The organism is Paenibacillus sp. 7541, assembly GCF_002276395.1.
GTDB classification, from domain to species: Bacteria; Bacillota; Bacilli; order Paenibacillales; family Paenibacillaceae; genus Paenibacillus_AQ; species Paenibacillus_AQ campinasensis.
In genome coordinates this window covers 46,206-67,113 of sequence record NZ_NQLZ01000038.1, presented here as the reverse complement: position 1 = coordinate 67,113, position 20,908 = coordinate 46,206, and the positions used below count along the sequence as shown (strand labels likewise).

The window sequence follows — 20,908 nt, the reverse complement described above, 5'->3', positions numbered from 1 at the left end:
AAAAGCCTGTTTATTGGATGAACAGGCTTTTCAGTTATGCTGCCTGTGGCGGTAGAACACATGAGATGGAAGTTGGGGGATACCGCACAGATTAAACGGAACACGACTGTCGTGTCAGGCTTGAAGGGTGATTGCTATGGAGAAAATCAGATACACCTTGTCAGGGCAGGAGCGGCCTTTGCCTTTATTTGTAGAGAGCGTTGGCTATAATCCGAGGGAAGAGGACTTTGCCAGGCCGGAAGGATACCCGTATTTTCATTGGCTGCAAACGGTCGAGGGAGAAGGAGAGTTCAGGTTTTCCGGTGAGGAAGTTACGCTGAGCAAGGGAAAGGGAATACTGCTCATGCCGTTTACGGCACATTCCTATTACTGTACAGGGGACGGCGATTGGTCGACGCTGTACATGACGTTTGGCGGCGCCTCGGCGGACAGCATTTTGCATGCGCTGGGCATCTCCTCCGCGGTCTATACCGAAACAGAGGAATTTCCGTTCTCGGAGCTGATCTGGCGCATGATGTACCTGATGGGGAAGGGAGCGGAGTTTTCCCGGCTGGACGCATCCGAGGAGCTGTACCGCTTTTTAATTATGCTGAAAAAATACGGCAAGACGCAAAGCCAGCACTCCCTGTCCCATTACTATGAACGGATTCGACCGGTTGTAGAGTGGCTTGAGCGCATGTATGCCGACAATATCGGACTGCAAGAGATGGCGCGCGAGGCGGGCATGAGCTCCCAGCACCTGAGTCACCTGTTCCGCCAGACCTTTCATATGAGTCCATATGCCTTTCTTATCCAGCTTAGGATTCGGGAAGCCAAGAAGCTGCTGGTTGCCAGTCCGGACATGACGCTGAAGGAAGTGGCGCAGCGTGTGGGCTTTCAAGACGTCAGCCACTTCGTGGCTACCTTTAAACGAATCGAGCATATCACTCCGAATCGGTACCGCCATCTGTTCAACTAAAATGAAAAAGACCTGGATGCGCCCATCTACTTCGCAGGGCCGGGATTCAGGTCTTTCGTATGAATACGTCTATTCCAGGTTTAATGCCCGTTTCAGCTGAATGATCCTGGTGCTGTCGATATGATTGCATTTCGGGACATGGCGCTTGAGAAAAGGCACCACATGCTCGATATACTCATCCACCTTCTTGGCCGGGTTCTGCTCCGGCATATGAAGTATAAACCGCGCCAGCACACGGGATTCGAGCGACCAGGTCGTCTGGTTCCGGGCTGGCTTGTCGATCGACACGATCTGTTCCGTCACAATTTCCCCGTCCAACCGGTTCAGCTCATCTTCAATATATTGTCTGTAGTTCTCTTCCGCAGGTACTCTCAGCCTACATTGTGCGTATGTAATCACTTCGATCACCGTCAACCGTCCTCCTGTGTCTGATTCCTCCCCATTATACAATGACGTGCCGTCGATTATAAGCAAGATGTGTTGATTTATTTTCGAGATATACTTTACATATTGTGTAATATGTATGTTATACTTATATCTTGAAGAAATTATAGCATCAGGCTGATGAATGAGATGCGGCAAAGGGAGGATTACCAAATTGAGTACAACCATTAAAGTAGGAATCGTCGGTTATGGAAATTTAGGAAAAGGTGTTCAGAAAGCGATCGGACAAAACCCTGATCTGGAACTGGTCGCCATATTCACGCGCAGAGATCCACAGCAGATGACAGATGCATCCGGTGCACGTTTTGAACATATGACAGCAGCCGAGCAGTATATTGGCAAAATCGATGTGATGATTCTGTGCGGAGGATCCGCTACGGATCTGCCGGAGCAGACGCCACAGATTGCCCGTCTGTTTAACACGGTGGACAGCTTCGATACCCATGCGAAAATTCCGGAGTTTTTCGAACAGGTGAACAAGGCCGCTCAAAGCGGAGGTAATGTCAGTGTCATTTCTACCGGCTGGGACCCGGGGCTGTTCTCGATGAACCGTCTGCTGGCTGAATCAATTCTGCCGGAAGGCCGCGAGTACACGTTCTGGGGCAAAGGCGTGAGCCAGGGCCACTCGGATGCGATTCGACGCGTACCAGGCGTTAAGGCTGGCGTACAGTACACGATCCCGGTGCAAGATGTCATTGAGTCGATCCGTTCCGGAGAGACACCGGATTTGACCACACGCGAGAAGCATGTAAGAGTGTGCTATGTCGTTCCGGAGGAAGGCGCAGATCTTGAGCAGATCAAGCAAACGATCGTGTCGATGCCGAACTATTTTGCCGACTACGACACCACCGTGAACTTCATTACTCAAGAGGAGCTCGATGCTGAGCATTCAGGCATGCCGCATGGCGGGTTTGTCATCCGAAGCGGCGTTACCGGCAACGGCAACAAGCAAATCATTGAATTTGGCCTCAAGCTGGACAGCAATCCCGAGTTTACCGCAAGTGTGCTTGTCGCATATGCGAGAGCTGCCTATCGCTTGAAGCAAGAGGGACAGCAAGGTGCCAAAACGGTGTTTGACATTCCGCTTGGCTACCTCTCCCCGAAATCGGCTGAGGAGCTCCGCCGCGAGCTGCTGTAAGGCCCGTTTCGTTTAATCCCCTGATACACAAGTGAATCCCTGTCGTCATGAAAGACGGCGGGGATTTTTGTGTTTGCTTTGCTTTGTATGCTTATGCGAGCATTGCGCTAGCCAATCCTCCTTCCAAGTGCTTTATTCAGGCCGCGGGCCTGCGGCACCTGGAAAGAAACTTCGGCTAACATGGGGAGCGTAGCTTAAACGACGCCTTGGGCGATCATCGCATCGGCCACTTTCAGGAAGCCTGCGATGTTGGCGCCAGCGACGAGGTTGCCGGGGGTACCATACTGCTCTGCGGCCTCGACAGCACTGCGGTAAATGTTTTTCATAATCTGCTGCAGTTTGTCATCCACCTCTTCGGCGCTCCAGGAGAGACGCATGCTGTTCTGGCTCATTTCCAGTGCAGATACGGCTACACCGCCGGCGTTGGCAGCCTTGGCCGGTCCGAATAGAACACCAGCCTGCAGGAACAGCTCGATAGCCTCAAGGGTAGATGGCATGTTCGCGCCTTCCCCCACAGCTTTGACACCGTTGTGGATCAGCGTTTGAGCTGCTTCGGCGTCCAGCTCGTTTTGGGTAGCGCATGGCAGGGCGATGTCGCAAGCGATGTTCCAAATGCCGGTGCTGCCCGGATAATATTGCGCATGTGGATGAATGCGCACATATTCGCTGATGCGCAGACGATCGCGCTCTTTGAGCTGCTTGAGTGTTTCAAGCTGGATGCCCTCAGGATCATAGATGTATCCGTTCGAATCGCTGCAAGCGACGACGTGAGCGCCTAGTTGCTGTGCCTTCTCAATGGCATAGATGGACACATTGCCGGAGCCGGACACGACCACACGGCTGTCCTTGAAGCTGAGTCCCTTGGCGGCGAGCATCTCCTGTACAAAATAGACACAGCCGTATCCGGTTGCCTCTGTGCGTCCGAGGCTGCCTCCATACAGTACGCCTTTCCCTGTCAATACGCCAGCTTCATGTCCGCCGCGAATGCGGTTATATTGACCGAACATAAAGCCGATTTCCCGCGCGCCAACGCCGATATCTCCGGCAGGCACATCGGTGTCAGGCCCGATATGACGATACAGTTCTGTCATAAAGCTTTGCGTAAAACGCATCACTTCTTGTTCGGATTTGCCTTTGGGATCGAAATCAGAACCGCCTTTTCCGCCTCCAATCGGCAGTCCGGTCAGCGAGTTTTTGAAGATCTGTTCAAAGCCTAGAAACTTAATGATACCGGCATAGACCGAAGGATGGAAACGAATGCCGCCTTTATACGGCCCGAGGGTGCTGTTGAATTGAACGCGGAAACCGCGGTTCACTTGAACCCGGCCTTGATCGTCTGTCCACGGCACACGGAAGGTAATCATGCGCTCCGGTTCTACAAGGCGCTCCAGGATTCCGTATTCCCGATATTTCGGCTGTTCGGCCAGGACCGGGACAATCGAGTCGAGAAATTCACGGACAGCCTGATGGAATTCAGCTTCATGCGGATCGCGGGACACGACCTGGGCATAGATAGACTCAACATAATCTTTCGCGGCAGCAAGCGGCGAAGAAACAGAAACATGGGTAGTCACTTTTACGATGCACTCCTTCAAATGGTTAAAGTAGTAAGGCGTGGAACGCCCTGTCAACATCATGGCTAAGGACGTCAGGACAATCTCACCATGGAAGCATTTTCAGCCGTTTGTATAAATGCAATAAATTTTTGCACAAATTCAAGTGAGGTTGAAGAGGATTTTATAGAATATCCACATCGTTTTCCAATAAAATCATTTTTTTGACCTCATTAATAATTTCTATGCACCTATCGTTTTATGTAAGTTTTTTGTGGTGGAAAAACAAGGTTTCTTGTTATAGGGATGGAGGGAGTTTACTTGTTATGGCAGGTTTTTCGAGGGATTTTCGTGCCAGAACCATCGTGAGGATGATCGGGATGATGGATTCGAAAAGTGCAAATGAATGAGGAATGATTATTTTTGATTTTGAAAATAATTGTGGATTAATTTCGGATATAGTTGTATAATTATACGTTTTATCATGAGGATGGGTTAGGTGAGTCCATATGTTAGCCGAGGAGCTGTCAACGAAAGCAGTAACAGCCGATATATGACAAGCAGCCCGCGTCGATGACGCGGGCTGCTTGTGTTAGGAAAAGCGCTAGATGTCTTCTCCGGTCGCCACCGGGTTGTCCAGATACGAGATCCAGTCGCTCCAGCTTCCTGCATACAGCTTGACGTTCCGGTATCCGGCTTCGTGCAATGCCAGCACATTCGGGCATGCGGTTACGCCAGAGCCGCAATAGACGATAATGTCTGAAGTTTCAGGGATATCTGCGAATCGCCGCTGAATGGCCGCTGCATCAAGCCATCGTCCTTGTTCATCCAGCAGCTCCTTCCAGAAATAATTGACCGCGCCGGGAATATGTCCGGCCTTGGTATCGATCGGCTCCTCAATACCGGCATAGCGGCGAGGTTCGCGAGCGTCGAGCAGCATGCTGCTTCCTTCTCGGGAAGCTGTCCGCACCTTTTCGACATCAGCCAGCATGCCCGGTTGAAGCTTCGGCTCATATGTAACAGGAATAACAACCGGCTGCTCCTTCGTTACCGGGTAGGCAGCTGCCTTCCAATGCGTAAAGCTTCCGTTCATCACATAAGCCTGGTCGTGGCCGGTGTATTTCAGCAGCCACCACAAGCGGCTGGCCATGGCACCGCCTTGGTCGTCATATGCAATGACCCGCATACCATGATGGATGCCGGCCTTACCCAGCGAAGCTGCAAGCTGGTCCATATCAGGCAGCGGATGACGCCCACCGTGAGCGGCAACCGGTGCGGAGAGGTCCCGCTCCAAATCCAGATACACCGCGCGCGGAATATGTTCCTCATCATATGCGGTCCGGCCTGCATCCGGCTGTCCCAGAATAAAGCGGCAGTCTACAATGACAATGTCAGGTTCGTACAGGCGGGCCAGCAGCCATTTCATCGATACGATATGTTTCATCGGAGATCACGATCCTTATGGAAATTTAGATGTAATGATAGTATTCGAATTATATCATACTCGGTTATGCCTCAGTGCCCTCGCATCACAAATCCGGTCTGCATCCGTGCAGACCGCCAAGTCGACTACCGATTATGGCTGAAACGGGGGACGTGGTAACGGGACCGGAGGCTTGGCGCGATCATCCCGTTGAATCAGGGAACTTCCTGATAGTTCCCTGAACCAAAGGGATAATGAGGCTAAGGGGTTAGGAAAAGCCAATAAACATGCATCAAGCACGGGAATTGCTGCTGTGCCTCATTATGGCTTGATCGTTTGGATTAGCAGAGCTGTATAGGCTTTCGCGCCTTCAGGCCGAAGGTGAACACCGTCCTCATAAAAATATTCCGGATGCCCCTTGCTGGCGGAGTGCCAATCGGCGAGAGACACGTTAGGGTAATCCGCAGCGGCTTGGGCCAGCATGCGGTTCACCTGCTGTTCCCAGTCGCGCGGAACGCGAATGTTCACCAGGATAATCTGCTTCGCAGTAGACAGGGAAGCGAGCAGGGAATCCAGCTCCTGGGGTGAAAAGGCTCCATTCGTCCCAAGGGCGATAATCACGACACCACCGTCGATGCGCCCCCATTGTGCGAGCTGGGGAAGCAGGCTCTCTGCCTGCCGAAGCTGACGGCCGATCTCGGCATCGATGTTGATGCCGGGGAGCGATTGCTCGAGATAAGGCGTGACGCCAAGCATGACAGAGTCGCCAATAGCCGAGATGGCTGCAGCGGGACTGCCGGTTTCATGGCCCGCTCGGGGCGGCTCTCCTTGCTGCGGTCTGGATTTACCTTCGCCGGAAGGGCTGTCGCCTGCGTCGCCGCTGCCGGAGGGATCCGAAGATGGTGCATCACTCGGCTGGGTAGACGAGGGGGATTTCTCTCCGCCAGACGGAGGCAGATCCTGCGAGTTGGTGTCGCCTGGCGAGCCGGGCTCGCTTTGCTGCCCGGTCTCATCGGAATCAGTTGGGCGAGCCTTTCCTGGCGCAGGATCCCCGCTGCCCGCACCCTCCTCAGAGTCCTTATCGGGATTGCCGGTTGCTGACGTCTCGTCGCTTCTTTCATCGATAGACGAAGGAGGAGACTCAGGCTTCTCGCCGCTGATATCAAGCTTACCGTCAGCGTTTCGATCATCAGATTCGCCCTGCGCTTGCTGCGGATGGGTGTCATTGATATGGCCCTTCCTGGTGTCGCTTCCATTCACGGCACCCGCCGGCTGGCTTCCTTCCGCATTCGTCATTTCAAGCCAAGCGGCCATATCGCCGCCCGTTTTTAAAGTGTGGGCGCTGGTCATAATGCCGAAGCAAAAAATAGCGAGCAGTCCTATCAAACCTAATGAAGCCATCGATCCTCGCAATGTCAGAAAGATCGAGCGCGGCTCACGCTGCCGGACGTTGTTCCACAGCGACTGCAGACGGCCTCTACGAATCGGCTCCTCTACATAGGTATAAGTTAAGGCTGCTAGCACGATGCTGGCGATAATCTGCAGGCTGATCTCCGCGGCGGACAGCTGCCCAGGCCCCGCTGGAGGCGAAGTCAGAATCATGACCGGATAATGCCACAGATAAATGCCGTAGGAACGAACGCCGATCCATCGCAGCGGCTTCCAGCTTAGCAGCCTGCTCCACATCGATGCAGGATGTGCGAGCGCGGCTACCAGCACCGCAGCGGCGACAGAGAAGCCGAGCATGCCGCCTTGATAGACGAGCGGATCATAGCGATCCGTCTTCCACAGCATGAACAGGACGATGAACAGTGCAAGCCCGCCCACGAGGTTGAGGCTGTGTCTGGTCCTTCTGGTCGATGAGACGGATGAGAGCTTTGAACTTGGCCAGACCAAGGCGAGTGCTGCGCCGATCAGCAGGCCGAATGCACGGGTATCCGTTCCGAAGTAGACCCGGCTTGGATCCGTTCCGGGCACGTATAATGCAGCCATGGCAAATGCCGACAGCGCAGCCCCGGTCATAATGAGGATGAACAGCTGCCCCCTTCGGGGAAAGAATCGCAGGCCGATGACCATCAGAATCGGCCATAGCAGATAGAATTGCTCCTCCACCGCCAGTGACCAGAAGTGACCGAGCGGGGATGGAGGCCCGAATGATTCGAAATAGGATTTTTGTTCCCAAATGAATTGCCAATTGCTTATGTATGTCACAGCTCCGAGCACATCGTTTCGAAGCTCCGGTAATCTGGCGGGATCGAACAGCGTCACCCATACCACAGTCATGAACAACGTGAACAGCATGGCAGGCATCAGCCTTCTTATTCTGCGCATCCAGAAATCTTTAAGATTCAATGTACGGCTGTGATGCCACTGGGCAGCCAGTATATCGGTAATCAAATAGCCGGAGAGTACAAAGAAGAGGCTCACTCCGAGGAAGCCGCCGGAGGCGAAGCCAAACTGCCAGTGATAGGCCATCACTGCGAGCAGGGCAAGCGCACGAAGACCGTCGAGTCCGGGCATGTATCGGGTCAAGGGACGGTCTGGCGGATGTATGTTTTCTTTGACGGGTGACTTGTTCTTGTGCTGGTCGTATGTAGGTGCCCTATGAAGCATGTTAACCTTCCCTTTCTAAGCTGGGGATATCACATTCTTCCGATGTGTTGTCAAGCGAGAGCCATATCCCTGAGAATCGATATCACTTCATCATCTTATCATGGCTGAAATGCCAGAAGGTGACAAAAACATGAATTCGTGGATACATTATGATGTCAATAAAAAGACAGAAATTTCACTGGACAATGACAAGGAAAAAGGAGGCGAACCTTTCGGGTTCCCTCCTTTAGGGGATGAGCTTATAGAGGCAGACTTCGCAGTCACGGATGTAGTCCGGATTATCGGTAGCAGGAGTCATTTAACAAGAACGCAGGTTACAGGGCAGCCCCTTCGCGTTTGCGGAAGAAGGCCTTCAGCGCCTCGTACACCTCGGATTTATCTTTGATGACGTAATGCATGAATTGGTCCAGCTTTATATTTTTGTAGGCGGACATCAGCGTGCTGTTGCGGTTGTACTGATTAACTTCTCCGTACCCGAACATGTTGCTCACTTTAAGCAGCTCGCCGATCAGCTTGACGCAGCGCTCATTATCCGAGGTCAGGTTGTCGCCGTCGGAGAAATGAAACGGATAGATGTTGTATTTGGCCGGAGGATACCTGCGGTTAATGATGTCCAGCGCTTTCTGATAGGCAGAAGAGCATATCGTTCCACCGCTTTCGCCCCGGGTGAAGAACTCCTCCTCGGTCACTTCTTTGGCTTCCGTATGGTGCGCGATGAAAACGATGTCGACTTTTTCATATTGTTTGCGGAGGAAGCGGGTCATCCAGAAGAAGAAGCTGCGCGCGCAGTATTTCTCAAAAGATCCCATAGACCCCGAAGTGTCCATCATCGCGATAATGACGGCATTCGACTCGGGAATGACGGTATCATCCCATGTCTTATACCGGAGATCGTCCGGGCTGATTCCGTGGATGCCGGGATTGCCGTCTCGCGCATTGCGCCGCAAGTTTTCGAGAATGGTCCGCTTTTTGTCGATGTTGGACATAATGCCTTTTTTGCGAATGTCGTTGAAGACGATGGACTCGGTTTCAATCTGCTCCTTATCCTTGGGCTGCAGCAGCGGAAGCTCGAGCTCTTCAAACAGCATGTTCTCCAGCTCATCAATGCTGACTTCGGTTTCCACGATGTCGTATCCGGCCTGGTCCCCGGCAGATTCTCCCTTTCCGGGCTGGGCCGAGGCAGGGTCGCGGCCAAGCACATCGCCGACCTGGCTGTCACCGTCACCTTGACCGACATGCTTTTGCTTTTGATAATTATAGATGAAGCGATACTCGTCAAGACTGCGGATCGGCACTTTGATGATCTGTTTGCCATCGGACAGAATAATATTCTCTTCCGTAATAAGATCGGGCAGGTTGCTTTTGATGACCTCACGGATTTTATGCTGATGACGGACCTGATCCTGGTACCCTTTGCGATGGAGAGACCAGTCTTCCCGGGATACGATAAACGAAAAGGCGTCCTTGTTCTGCAAGCGGCAGTCACCTCCCAAGTGTAGTCTTGACCTTGTGCAGGATTCATCTGAGTTAATGCGCTGTAGTATCTCATTATATTCGGGAGAAAGAGCGATATGTGAGTGTGAAATGGCGAAAAAAAAGACTCTCTTCCGATAAAGTGCAGGAAAGAGAGCCGGTCGATAGGAGCAATAAGGGGCTTAACCGGTTAAAACCATAAAAAACAGAGAGCCGATCGTAAGCATAATGACACCGTTGATGATGGAGCCGACAACACCGAACACGCGCTTGCGCTGCTTGGTGAAGGCACCGGCCAGACCGAGAATCAACCCGACCAGATTGATGAAGATAATGATCATGAAGATGGCGGCAAGGGTTGTCATGGCTTCGAGTGTTTCCTGGGTAGGTTCAAGTACGGTGCCGTCTGGCGTTATGAACGGTTCGATCATGGTGTTGCCCATCGCGCCGAGAAGTATGTATCCGACCAACGTGATCACAGACAGAATGAAGGAAGCAATGCCAAGTCTTGAATGCTTCCGGTCTTCAGGCGGGGCAAAGGAATGGTTGTCGTTGCCCGGGACATCGTGCTGCTCGGGTGAGGAAGATGTTGGTTCCATAATATATTCGCTCCTTCTAATGTAGTAGCTCCCTAATAATGTTTCACAAAATGGCCTTGAAATCAAGTCTGGGCGGTATTCAGAAAGGTGGCAAAGAAAGGGGTAATCCGTTAAACTAAAGGCTGTACATATGAGGATGGCTAAGGATGCTGTGATATGTTGTAAAGGAGTTGAATGAAATGCAGCGTATGTTTATTGCCTGGGGCGCGGTGCTGATGGCGCTGTCGGTAGCGATTGGGGCGTTCGGTGCGCATATGCTTGAGGATCGCATTGGTGCGGATGCGTTGGCCGTTTATGAAACGGGCGTTCATTATCATATGATTCATGGAATTGCCATTTTGATTACAGGACTGTTGGCCGGGGTTTCCGGGAATTCAAGAGGATTGTTCTGGGTCGGCACGCTGTTTATTGTCGGGACGATTATTTTTTCCGGCAGTTTGTATGTGCTCAGTATTAGCGGCATCAAGTGGCTGGGGGCGATTACGCCAATCGGTGGCACCGCTTTTATTGCGGGGTGGATTGCGCTAATGGTCTCGGCCCTGTCAGGTCGGCGACAATCGCGATGAACATTAAAAATGGCTTCTCCCAGCTGCTGGGAGAAGCCATTTTTAAGTTGCGGACCTATGAGCTCACACTAAATTCGTCTATCTCATTGACTTTGAACGTGTATACTTGCTTTTCATCAACATGATACACATTCACCAAAGCGTTGACCTCGTCAAAATTAAGAATGCGGCAAGGCAAGCTGATTTGCTTCCCTCTTTGATTGGTGGTCAAGCGAACGAGCCGATTATCTCTGCTGTACTGTTTGATCCATTCAAACGGATCGTTGCCAGCGGTGATGTTCTCTACGTTCTTACTGGTGGTGTCTGTGATCTCAGCTGACTCCGTTGTCTCTGATTTCTCTGATAATGCCGTGGTCACCGCAACCTCCTGGGAGTCTACATCACCAGATTCGAGGTTTAGAGGGAGTGGTTCTGGGGATTCTTTATTCGTTTGAACCATCACGTCGATCAATTTTCCAAGCTTTATGCCGGATTTGATTTGAAAATCGACGACCTCTTTCTTGCTGTTAAGCAGTTCCAGCAAATATTGCAAAGCCAGTGCGTTGGAGGGACTTTTGACCAATATATCAACGTTAAATAAATGGCCCCTGTCGTCGGTGTCTGTGTTCTTTCTCATAGCTTTTAACCTTCACCAGCTTTCACATTATTCCTAGTGTCTACAATATACCATATTTCAAAAATTTTCATAGTCCTAATGTCTCTGTGACAGAGACTATTATACTGGTACCTAATTTCGGACTTCGGAACCAAACGAATAATCTAGGAATACATATATCTAAAGGCGTATGAGGGGAGGTACAAGGACATGGTTACTCTGCTGCCAATGGAGGTGGAAGGGCATACGGTGATGGGTGTGGAGGTGAAGCTGCCCAAAACGACCTTGCTGGCCGTCTACACATCCCGTGGATATATCATGTGCGGAGCCCTTGATGTTGGTCTTCTTAATGAAAAGCTTGCCGACAGGCATATTATAGCAGGGAGAGCCGTTGGTGTAAGGACATTGGAACAGCTGATGGAAGCCCCATTGGAATCGGTAACGCTAGAGGCCGAGAAGATGGGGATTCATCCCGGAATTACCGGAAAAGAAGCGCTGCTTCGTATGCTGTGAGATGGCCGACATACAGGTTGATTGGTTGCAGGTTTCGGGCTGCCCTTACGGGCGGCTTTTTTGTGTTTCGCATTTACGTAAACTCCTGCTTTATCATCCGAACACAAGAGGCTCCGGCTTTTTTTGTAGGCAGTCTACAATGACTCGCTATCCTTGATGTTATATAATGTTACAAACAATGAGTTGGATATAACGCGAATATAACATGAAAAGTGAGGGGTAACTGATGATTGAAGCAAACCCATATTCCTTCCCCTACGACGGGGATTTACGTTGTGACAACACGGCATTGATTATTATCGATATGCAGACCGATTTCTGCGGGCCGGGCGGTTATGTGGACCGAATGGGGTATGATCTTTCACTTACCCGGCGAGCTATTGAGCCTATCCAGCGCATTCTGGAAACGGCTCGGGCATTGGAAGGCTTCACGATTATTCATACGCGTGAAGGGCATAAGCCGGATCTGTCGGATTTGCCGGACAACAAGCGGTGGCGCAGCCGGCAGATCGGAGCCGAGATCGGGTCTGAGGGGCCTGCTGGCAAAATCCTTGTGCGCGGCGAGGCCGGCTGGAACATCATTGACGAACTGGCTCCGCTTCCTGGAGAAATCATCATTGATAAACCGGGAAAGGGAAGCTTCTACGCAACCGATCTGGATCTGATTTTGCGCAATCGCGGAATCCGGAACCTCATTCTCACGGGCATCACGACCGATGTCTGTGTTCACACGACGATGCGGGAGGCTAACGACCGCGGCTATGAATGCCTGATCCTGGAGGACTGCACCGGGGCGACCGATTATGACAATCATCTGGCTGCACTCAAGATGGTGACGATGCAGGGCGGCGTTTTTGGCAGTGTCTCGGATTCTAGCCGCGTGATCGCTGCGCTCAAGGCATTGGCGGCTGCCCATGCATAGATACCGGTATATATATTTGCTTCAGCTGTTAGCGAAAGGAGGGGCAAGATGAGCTGTGTAGTACCTGAAATGATGACGATTGAGTGGCTCAGAGAAGTCTATAGTCGCCAGCTTGTAACGCCGGAGGAGGTGATTCGGGTCATGATCGAACGGGCGGAAGCCGATCGGGAGATGAACATATGGATCACGCCACCCCGGATGGAGCGGATACGGCCTTATCTGGAACGCCTGGATACGTTAGATCCGAGAACATCGCCGCTATGGGGCGTGCCGTTTGCCGTGAAGGATAATATTGATGTCGCCGGCATTCCGACTACGGCGGGATGTCCGGATTATCAGTTTATCCCTCAGCAGCATGCCGCCGTTGTCGCCAAATTGATCGAAGCCGGAGCGATTCCTGTTGGCAAGACGAATCTGGATCAATTTGCGACAGGATTGGTCGGGACGCGAAGCCCATATGGGGAGACGCATAATGCGCTGCGCCCCGAGCTGATCAGCGGAGGCTCAAGCTCAGGCTCGTCGGTTGCCGTTGCGAGGGGACAGGCTGCCTTCGCCCTAGGCACAGATACGGCAGGGTCAGGCCGGGTTCCTGCTGCGCTCAACAGGCTGGTCGGATATAAGCCGCCGCTTGGAGCCTGGTCAACCTCTGGGGTCGTACCGGCATGTGCAAGCCTGGACTGTGTCAGTGTGTTTACGTGGCAGCTGGCGGATGCACGGGTTGTGGACGGCGTTGTCCGAGGATACGACGCAGACGATCCGTGGTCAAGAGAGATTGGGCCGGCAGTTGCCCGGATGCCGAAACAGGTATGTTTGCCGAAGGGAGAGCTGTCCTTCTTCGGTCCGTATGCGGAAGCTTACCGATCCGCCTGGGAGAAGACGGTTCGCCGGTTGCAGAACATATATGTAAACATCCGTTATGTGGATACAGACGTGTTCGAGCAAGCCGCTGCCCTGCTCTATGGCGGACCGTTCGTGGAAGAACGTCGGGCAGGACTCGGGGGATTCGTCGAGGCTAATCCAGGCAGTCTGATGCCGGAAACGGAAACAGTGCTTCGTTCAGGGGCGGACGCCGGATATGATGGCGCATCGGTGTTCCGGGCAATGCATCGGCTGCAGTCGCTGAAGCTGGCGGCCCGCCGACTGCTTGGCGATGGTGTTCTGGTGCTGCCGACGACTGGAGGAACCTGGAGCAGGGCTGATATTCACGAGCAGCCGATCAGGCGCAATCAGGATCTCGGACAATACACGAACCACTGCAACTTGCTGGATATGAGTGCGGTCGCAGTGCCGGGAGAAGATGCGGAGCAAGGGCTGCCGTTTGGGATTACGTTCTTTGCGATGGCGGAGCACGATGGCGCGGAAGTGGCAGCGGCGGAAGCGTTCCTGGAAGCGATGAATCGTTCCCGCCCTGCTGCGGGAGAAGACGCGGCCTCCGTCCAGGTGGCGGTCTGCGGACTTCATATGAGGGGATATCCGCTGGCGGCTCAGATGGAACGGCTGGGGGCATCCTTTCTGCGGGAAGCCAGAACATCGCCCGCATATCAGCTGGTGAAGCTGGCAATGGAACCGCCTCGTCCGGGGCTGATCAGGAAGGAGGCTGGAGGGGCGTGCATCGACCTGGAAATTTGGGAGATGCCCGTTAAATCCCTTGGCGAGCTGGTAGCCACCGTCCCTTCACCACTCGGCATTGGCAGAGTCGAGCTTGAGGACGGAACGGAAGTGACCGGGTTTATTTGCGAAGCGTTTGCGGCTTCATCCGAGGGGGCGGAGGACATCACGTCTTTAGGGGGATGGCGTGCGGCGGTACGGCCTGAAGCGGGAAGCGCCGTCTGACGGAGGTGGGCGAAAACTGGCCGGTAGCTGGCTGTAAGTCCTTTAAGCTGTGGATTATTTATAAGGGCTGTGTTGGACCTCCGGAGACAGAGGGATCGAGTTGAACGACTGAATAGGCTCTTCTCATGCTCAAGTGAGAGGAGCCTTTTTATTCGTAATATATAACATAATATGTAACATACGAGGTACTTATGTGTACAAAAAACAAAATAGTAGTCGGATTTATATAAATATTTGCTAAAGAAATTGATAGAAAGCTGTATTATACTTGAGGAAGTGAAGATAAGTGATTATAAGTGTTAGTTAATATGACATATAAAAGGAGGCGGTTCGAATGAAAACTGATCATCCCGTGAAACCTGCCTATTTGCTCCGAGCCGCCGGTCTTACGAAACGTTTCGGTTCTCTGACAGCCAACGAGGGAATTGATCTGGAAGTCCGGCCTGGTCAAATTCATGCCATCCTTGGTGAGAACGGCGCGGGCAAGAGCACGCTCATGAAAATGTTGTATGGCGTATACGAACCGGACGAAGGAACCGTTCTGATGGATGGGGAGCCGGCCGTACTATATCCGCCAAGCCGGGCGAGAGCGAAAGGGATCGGTATGGTGTTTCAGGATTTTCGCCTGATTCCGGCTATGACCGTACTGGAGTCGATTGCGCTCGCGGTAGAATCAGGTTTTGCATTGCGGCGAAAGCAGCTCCGGGCCCGGATTCTTGAAGTATCGCGCAAATACGGACTGGCGGTGGACCCTGACGCCTATGTCTGGCAGCTGGACCTCGGGCAGCGACAGCGTCTGGAAATTGTGAAAGTGCTGCTGGCGCCGGGAACGAGGGTCATCATTTTTGACGAACCGACCAGCGTGCTTGTGCCTCAGGAAGTGGAGAAGTTTCTGGATATGCTGGATAAACTCCGCAAGGACCGTTACGGCATCCTGCTCATCACCCACAAGATCAACGAGGTGCTGGCCTGCGCCGATCAGGTGTCTGTTCTGCGGGCCGGCCGGATGGTATACCAGTCTGATCAGGTGGACAGCGGGGACGGCGATAAACTGATCTCCGCCATGATGGGGGAGAAAACGTTAAACCCGGTGACGAAGCAAGGGATGCACGGGGAAGAACGCGAGCCTATATTACAGCTTAAGGACGGCACAATTCGAGGAGATCATGGGGAGCCGGTGCTGGAGGGCGTTCACCTGACGCTTCGGAAGAGCGAGATTACCGGTGTAGCAGGGATTTCAGGCAACGGCCAGCGGGAACTGGCAGAAGTGCTGTTTGGACTCAGGAAGCTGGGCACCGGTGAGCTGACCATCGCTTCGGCTGTGATGAACGATGCGTCAACGAAGGAATTCATGGAAGCCGGAGTGACCTTCGTATCCGAGGATCCTATCAAGGAATCCGTCATCCCTGGCTTCTCTATTCTGGAGCATATGATACTCGATGGCATTGAGGCGCCTGTCAAAGGGGCCAATATCGACTGGGCCCGCGCGCAAAAACTGCTGGAAGACAGCGAGGAAGCCAGGGCGCTTGCACTTGCCGACGGGAGCAGAAGGGCGGATCAGCTGTCTGGAGGCAATGTGCAGCGAATGGTGCTTTCCCGGGCGTTGATCCGCAAGCCGGACATTTTGATTATTAGCTACCCCAGCCGCGGGCTGGACATCGGTACAACTCGTACGATCCAGCAGCAGCTAATTGAGCTGGCTAAGCAGGGGACGGCGGTGCTGCTGTTCTCCGAAGATCTGGATGAGCTGTTCAAGCTGTCGGACCGCTTGGTGGTACTTAGCGGCAAGAAGCTGCTGGGCCCGTACGATACGCATGAGACCGACGTATCGAGGATCGGAGAACGCATGCTGAAAGGAGAATCCGCATGAAACAACAAGCTGGAGCCGCGGCTCTGTCCCCGGCGAATGGGATGACTCGCGGAAACCGTTGGAAGCCGGCCGCCCTGAAGACAGCGCTGATGCTGGCACCATTTGTTGTGTTCGGACTCTTCCTGTTATTTCACAACGTCAACCCTGTCACACTCTATATTTCGATGATTCAATCCACGTTCGGTGACCTGTATGGTTTTGGCGAGGTGCTGCTGAAGGCGACGCCATTTATTCTGACGGGCCTGGCGGCTGCGCTTCCGGCTAAGGCGGGATTGGTGAATGTGGGCGGTGAAGGTCAGCTGGCCATCGGCGCGCTGTTCTCAACCTGGTTTGCTGTATTCTACCTTGATGCGATGCCGGCCGCGCTCGGCATTCCGCTGATGCTGCTTGCAGGCGCGCTTGGCGGGGGCTTATGGGCCGCCGTTACGGCCCTGCTCAAAGTGAAGGGCGGGCTGAATGAGACGATTACGAGCCTGCTTCTCAATTATGTTGCGGCGTTTACCGTTGGCTTTTTCGTGCATGGGCTGCTCAAGGATCCGAACTCGTTCAACTGGCCCTTCTCGCCGGAGATCGCATCATCGCTGCGGCTGCCGGTCGTCAACGGCACGAGGCTCCATGTCGGCATCCTCCTTGCGCTGGTGCTAGCGGCGGTCACCTGGTATGTGCTTGCGCGAACAAGACTTGGATTTCGCATTCGCGTTATCGGCAGCAACCGGTTTGCAGCCGAACGAGCGGGCTTCCGCATTAACCGCACCTACTTCTGGGTGCTCGTCGCAGGCGGGATGCTTGCCGGCATTGCCGGGATGATCGAAATCGCCGGCATCGAAGGCCGGCTGCGGGCTTCCACCGGTGTCAACTACGGTTATCTTGGATTTTTGGCGGCGATGATGGCCTGGAACCATCCGCTTCGGATCGTTCTGACCGGATTTATTCTCGGGATGATCAGCGTGGCGGGCAACACACTGGAGATTGCTTCCGGCTTGCCCGCATCGTCTGTCCATATTTTGATGGGGCTCGTACTGTTCTTCATACTCGGCAGCGGAAGGAGGTCTTCATGATGATTGCAGATATTTTAACAGGGGCGATCCGTTCGGGAACGTCGGTTATGCTGGCCTCGCAGGGGGAGCTGATATCCGAGCGGGCGGGCGTGATCAACCTGGGGACCGAAGGCTCGATGCTGTGCGGCGCGCTCGGCGGATTCGCCGTCACGGTCTGGACCGGCAATCCTTGGCTTGGCGTGCTGGCGGGCGGCATTGCGGGCATGCTCATATCCGCGATTCATGCCTTCCTGGTTCTCGCTTGCGGAGCGAACCAGCTGGCAACAGGCTTGACGATTATGTTCTTCGGCATGGGGGTGACCTCGTTTCTGGGCCGGGGTTTCGTCAGCGAGCAGATCGTGGGCTTCAATCCCGTCCCCATTCCGTTTCTGTCGGACATTCCGTTCATCGGCGGCATATTGTTCAATCATGATCCGCTGACCTATCTGGCGATCCTGTTCGTCCCATGTCTGTGGTACGTGCTATTCCGGACGCGGCTTGGCATCGTGCTGAGAGCGACCGGAGAGCGTCAGGAGGTGTTGTTTGCCAGCGGGATTAATCCGAAGCTGGTTCGTTACCTGGCGGTGCTGGCCGGAGGTTTTCTGGCAGGCGTGGGAGGTGTCCAGCTGTCCGTCGCCTTTACCCATAGCTGGGTGGAGAATATGACACAGGGACGCGGCGTCGTAGCGGTGGCGCTGGTGATCTTCGCTTCATGGATGCCGGCCAGAGCGATGCTCGGCGCGTATTTGTTCGGGGCGGCCCAGGCGCTTCAGCTGACGGTGCAGCAGCAAGGCCTGCCGATCTCGCCGTTCTTCCTGTTCATGGTGCCTTACCTGCTCACATTGGCAGCACTGCTGATTGTGGAGCGCAAGCAGCGAAGCTTGATGCCGGAATCACTGGGTAAGGTTTTTGCCGGGGACGGCGCTCGCTAGCGCTATCCGCTAGTTATTGGCGCAGGAAGCTACTTAACCATTTCGATATTTTAAGGGGGAAACAGAACAATGAACCATACACGAAAAGCATTCCGTACAACCTTGATGTTAGGTGTCCTGGCCTTGTCCATGCTGGTGAGCGCATGCAGCCAGCCGGGAGCTGCGCCGAGCCCAAGCGGGGCTGCAGAGGGTGGCGAAGCGGCTGCTCCGGGAACCGGCGGTTCCGCGATCGGATTTATTTTCGTAGGAACGAAGGATGATCATGGCTACAATCAGGCGGCGTATATCGGCAGCGAAGCTGTGGAGCAGGCCTTCCCTGACATGAAGGTGCTCCGCTCGGAGAACGTGCCGGAAACGGCTGAAGCCGAGCGGGTGATGGAGCAGATGATCAAGAACGGGGCAAAGATCATTTTCCCGACCTCGTACGGTCATCTGGAGCCAAGTCTGAACGTGGCTAAGCGCCACCCGGACGTTGCGTTCTTTCACCAGGGCGGGCTGAAGACGGCTGATAATCTCGGCACTTACTTCGGCACGATATGGGAACCGAATTATTTGGCAGGTGTAACGGCAGCGCAAATGTCCAAAACCGGAAAGCTTGGTTTCATCGTCTCCGTGCCGATTCCGCAGGTGCTGCTGAATGTGAATGCATTCCAGCTTGGAGCGCAGTCGGTCAATCCGGATGCAACGACCTCTGTCGTATTTACCGGCAGCTGGTGCGACCCGGGTCAGCAGGCGAATGCGGCCAACTCGTTGATCGATGCAGGCGCTGACGTGCTTGGCCAGCATCAGGACTGCACGAAGACCGTGATCGAAACGGCCGAGCGCCGCGGGGTGATGTCGGTCGGCTACCATACGGACGCCTCGGCACTGGCGCCGGAAGGATGGCTGACGGGATCTGTCTGGAACTGGTCGGACCTGTTTGTGGATATGACCCGGACCGCGATTGACGGCAGCTTCAAGGGCAGTATCTATGATGGCAAATATCGCGGGATGCTGAAGGATGATGTTGTGCAGCTGACAGATTTCGGAGCGAGCGTGCCGGAGGACGTTCGGACCTACGTGCTGGAGCAGAAGCAGGCGATCATTGACGGGACGCTGCATCCGTTCGCCGGACCGGTGAAGGATCAGGAAGGAAACGTGAAGATCGAAGAGGGAGCGGAGCCGGATGCAGAGGAATTGGAAGCGACGGATTATTTGGTCGAAGGCGTCATCGGCAGCATTCCGAAATAAGCGACAAGGACGTGATTTCTATGGAGAAGAGCAGGAAGACAGAAGTGCGAACAGCGGAAGAGATGCCTTGGGCGCTCATGCCGGATCACGTAGCGTTGTATCATCGCGAGATTGTGTCTGCCAAGGAAGCAGATGAGCTCGGTATACGAATGAATTCGGTGCTATGGGAGAAGATTGGCGTCGGGGGCGCCGTTCTCCCTCACTATCATGATGTTGCCGAGATTATTCATATCACAGCCGGGAAGGTGCGCTTGCTCTGCAATGGGGAGTGGCAATGTTACCGGGCCGGAGATACGTTCCATGTGCCGGCAGGGGTTGTCCATTCTGTGGCCAATGACGGCGACGAGCCTTCCGAGCAAATCAGCATCTTCGTTCCGGCAGAAGCGGAAGTGCCCCCGAATCGGTTCTTCGGCACGACGCTGGTTCCGGCGGATCTTGCCGAGGTTTTGAGACGATGAAGCGCACCGGAGGGGTGGGGACGGAAGTGACAGGCTTGATAACGGAAAAGGTGATCGAAACCGCTCTGCCGTATGCTTTTCCATTCGACCCGGCGCGTACGGCAGTCATCATCATTGATATGCAAAATGATTTTTGCGCACCCGGTGGTTTCGGCGAACGCCTTGGCAATGACGTCACACCGGCCCGGCGCATCATCCCGGCGGTCCAGGCTGTGCTTGCGGCAGCCCGGGCAGCGGGGCTGACGGTCATGCATACCCGCGAGGGGCATCTTCCGGACCTATCCGATTGTCCGCCCGCCAAGCTTGAGCGAAGCCGAAAGCAAGGCGCGGGCATCGGTGACCCTGGTCCGATGGGACGTATTCTTGTCCGGGGTGAGATTGGGCATGACATTATTCCGGAGCTGTATCCGACCGAAGGTGAGCCCGTGATAGACAAGCCGGGGAAGGGCGCCTTCTATGCCACGAATTTGCAGGATCTCCTGGAGGCAAGGCGGATCGAGTATCTGGTGCTGTGCGGCGTGACAACCCATGTCTGTGTGCATACAACGCTGCGGGAAGCCAATGACCGGGGATACCGGTGTCTGGTGCTGGAGGATGCGACGGCGGCTTTTGATCCGGCCGATCATGAGGCAGCTCTTCATATGGTCAGGCAGCAAGGCGGCATATTCGGCTGGACGGCAGCCAGCGCTGCGTTCATGTCCGCGATCGGTTGAACGAGGCAGAGCATGGATTAGAAAAGGTGGATGCCGCA

The 20,908-nt window shown here is 53.9% G+C and carries 19 protein-coding genes; 12 read left to right on the top strand and 7 right to left on the bottom strand.

Going from position 1 to position 20,908, the window contains the following annotated elements; all coding sequences use genetic code 11:
* Window positions 1–136 precede the first annotated feature (136 nt).
* Window positions 137–958, top strand: a complete 822-nt coding sequence (locus CHH75_RS20960) for a helix-turn-helix domain-containing protein (RefSeq protein ID WP_095399099.1) — start codon at window positions 137–139, stop codon at window positions 956–958.
* 69 nt (window positions 959–1,027) lie between these two features.
* On the opposite strand, the gene CHH75_RS20955 is transcribed toward CHH75_RS20960, so the two are convergent.
* Complete coding sequence (locus tag CHH75_RS20955; RefSeq protein WP_095399098.1) at window positions 1,028–1,366, bottom strand: hypothetical protein; 339 nt, start codon at window positions 1,364–1,366, stop codon at window positions 1,028–1,030.
* Between the two features lie 190 nt (window positions 1,367–1,556).
* Here CHH75_RS20955 and CHH75_RS20950 point away from each other — a divergent pair, with 190 nt between their 5' ends.
* Window positions 1,557–2,540 (top strand): diaminopimelate dehydrogenase, encoded by a 984-nt coding sequence (locus CHH75_RS20950; RefSeq protein ID WP_095399097.1) that lies wholly within the window; start codon window positions 1,557–1,559, stop codon window positions 2,538–2,540.
* Between the two features lie 194 nt (window positions 2,541–2,734).
* Here the strand turns inward: CHH75_RS20950 and gdhA are convergent, their stop codons facing one another.
* From gdhA to CHH75_RS20925, 5 genes are all read right to left on the bottom strand, one after another.
* Window positions 2,735–4,114, bottom strand: coding sequence for an NADP-specific glutamate dehydrogenase (gene gdhA, locus CHH75_RS20945; protein WP_095399096.1), 1,380 nt, complete (start codon window positions 4,112–4,114; stop codon window positions 2,735–2,737).
* A gap of 583 nt (window positions 4,115–4,697) precedes the next feature.
* Window positions 4,698–5,537, bottom strand: coding sequence for a sulfurtransferase (locus CHH75_RS20940; RefSeq protein ID WP_095399095.1), 840 nt, complete (start codon window positions 5,535–5,537; stop codon window positions 4,698–4,700).
* 300 nt (window positions 5,538–5,837) lie between these two features.
* A complete protein-coding gene (locus tag CHH75_RS20935; RefSeq protein WP_255223093.1) occupies window positions 5,838–8,036 on the bottom strand; it encodes an acyltransferase family protein in 2,199 nt (732 codons plus the stop codon).
* Window positions 8,037–8,443: 407 nt separating this feature from the next.
* Window positions 8,444–9,604: a sporulation protein YhbH gene (gene yhbH, locus CHH75_RS20930; protein WP_095399094.1), complete on the bottom strand. Its 1,161-nt coding sequence runs from the start codon at window positions 9,602–9,604 to the stop codon at window positions 8,444–8,446.
* Window positions 9,605–9,784: 180 nt separating this feature from the next.
* Window positions 9,785–10,201 carry a hypothetical protein gene (locus CHH75_RS20925; RefSeq protein WP_095267223.1) on the bottom strand — a complete coding sequence of 139 codons (417 nt, stop codon included), beginning with the start codon at window positions 10,199–10,201 and terminating at the stop codon, window positions 9,785–9,787.
* Window positions 10,202–10,380: 179 nt separating this feature from the next.
* On the opposite strand from CHH75_RS20925, the gene CHH75_RS20920 reads away from it, so the two are divergent.
* A complete protein-coding gene (locus tag CHH75_RS20920; RefSeq protein WP_095399093.1) occupies window positions 10,381–10,767 on the top strand; it encodes a DUF423 domain-containing protein in 387 nt (128 codons plus the stop codon).
* Between the two features lie 55 nt (window positions 10,768–10,822).
* On the opposite strand, the gene CHH75_RS20915 is transcribed toward CHH75_RS20920, so the two are convergent.
* Window positions 10,823–11,383: a hypothetical protein gene (locus CHH75_RS20915; RefSeq protein ID WP_095399092.1), complete on the bottom strand. Its 561-nt coding sequence runs from the start codon at window positions 11,381–11,383 to the stop codon at window positions 10,823–10,825.
* Window positions 11,384–11,572: 189 nt separating this feature from the next.
* Here CHH75_RS20915 and CHH75_RS20910 point away from each other — a divergent pair, with 189 nt between their 5' ends.
* From CHH75_RS20910 to CHH75_RS20870, 9 genes are all read left to right on the top strand, one after another.
* Complete coding sequence (locus CHH75_RS20910) at window positions 11,573–11,875, top strand: YunC family protein (RefSeq protein ID WP_095267226.1); 303 nt, start codon at window positions 11,573–11,575, stop codon at window positions 11,873–11,875.
* A 226-nt stretch (window positions 11,876–12,101) separates the two neighbouring features.
* Complete coding sequence (gene biuH, locus CHH75_RS20905) at window positions 12,102–12,797, top strand: biuret amidohydrolase (RefSeq protein ID WP_095267227.1); 696 nt, start codon at window positions 12,102–12,104, stop codon at window positions 12,795–12,797.
* Between the two features lie 48 nt (window positions 12,798–12,845).
* The gene (gene atzF, locus CHH75_RS20900; RefSeq protein WP_095399091.1) at window positions 12,846–14,630 is read left to right on the top strand and encodes an allophanate hydrolase; all 1,785 of its coding nucleotides are present in this window, start codon (window positions 12,846–12,848) and stop codon (window positions 14,628–14,630) included.
* 334 nt (window positions 14,631–14,964) lie between these two features.
* Complete coding sequence (locus CHH75_RS20895; protein ID WP_095267229.1) at window positions 14,965–16,500, top strand: ABC transporter ATP-binding protein; 1,536 nt, start codon at window positions 14,965–14,967, stop codon at window positions 16,498–16,500.
* Window positions 16,497–17,558, top strand: coding sequence for an ABC transporter permease (locus CHH75_RS20890; RefSeq protein WP_095267230.1), 1,062 nt, complete (start codon window positions 16,497–16,499; stop codon window positions 17,556–17,558). Before CHH75_RS20895 ends, CHH75_RS20890 begins: the two co-directional genes overlap by 4 nt.
* The gene (locus CHH75_RS20885; RefSeq protein WP_244908272.1) at window positions 17,555–18,469 is read left to right on the top strand and encodes an ABC transporter permease; all 915 of its coding nucleotides are present in this window, start codon (window positions 17,555–17,557) and stop codon (window positions 18,467–18,469) included. Before CHH75_RS20890 ends, CHH75_RS20885 begins: the two co-directional genes overlap by 4 nt.
* 69 nt (window positions 18,470–18,538) lie before the next feature.
* Window positions 18,539–19,699 (top strand): BMP family ABC transporter substrate-binding protein, encoded by a 1,161-nt coding sequence (locus CHH75_RS20880; RefSeq protein ID WP_230875657.1) that lies wholly within the window; start codon window positions 18,539–18,541, stop codon window positions 19,697–19,699.
* 20 nt (window positions 19,700–19,719) lie between these two features.
* The gene (locus CHH75_RS20875; protein ID WP_095267232.1) at window positions 19,720–20,157 is read left to right on the top strand and encodes a cupin domain-containing protein; all 438 of its coding nucleotides are present in this window, start codon (window positions 19,720–19,722) and stop codon (window positions 20,155–20,157) included.
* Window positions 20,154–20,870: a cysteine hydrolase family protein gene (locus CHH75_RS20870; protein ID WP_095267233.1), complete on the top strand. Its 717-nt coding sequence runs from the start codon at window positions 20,154–20,156 to the stop codon at window positions 20,868–20,870. Before CHH75_RS20875 ends, CHH75_RS20870 begins: the two co-directional genes overlap by 4 nt.
* The last annotated feature ends 38 nt before the right edge of the window (window positions 20,871–20,908 follow it).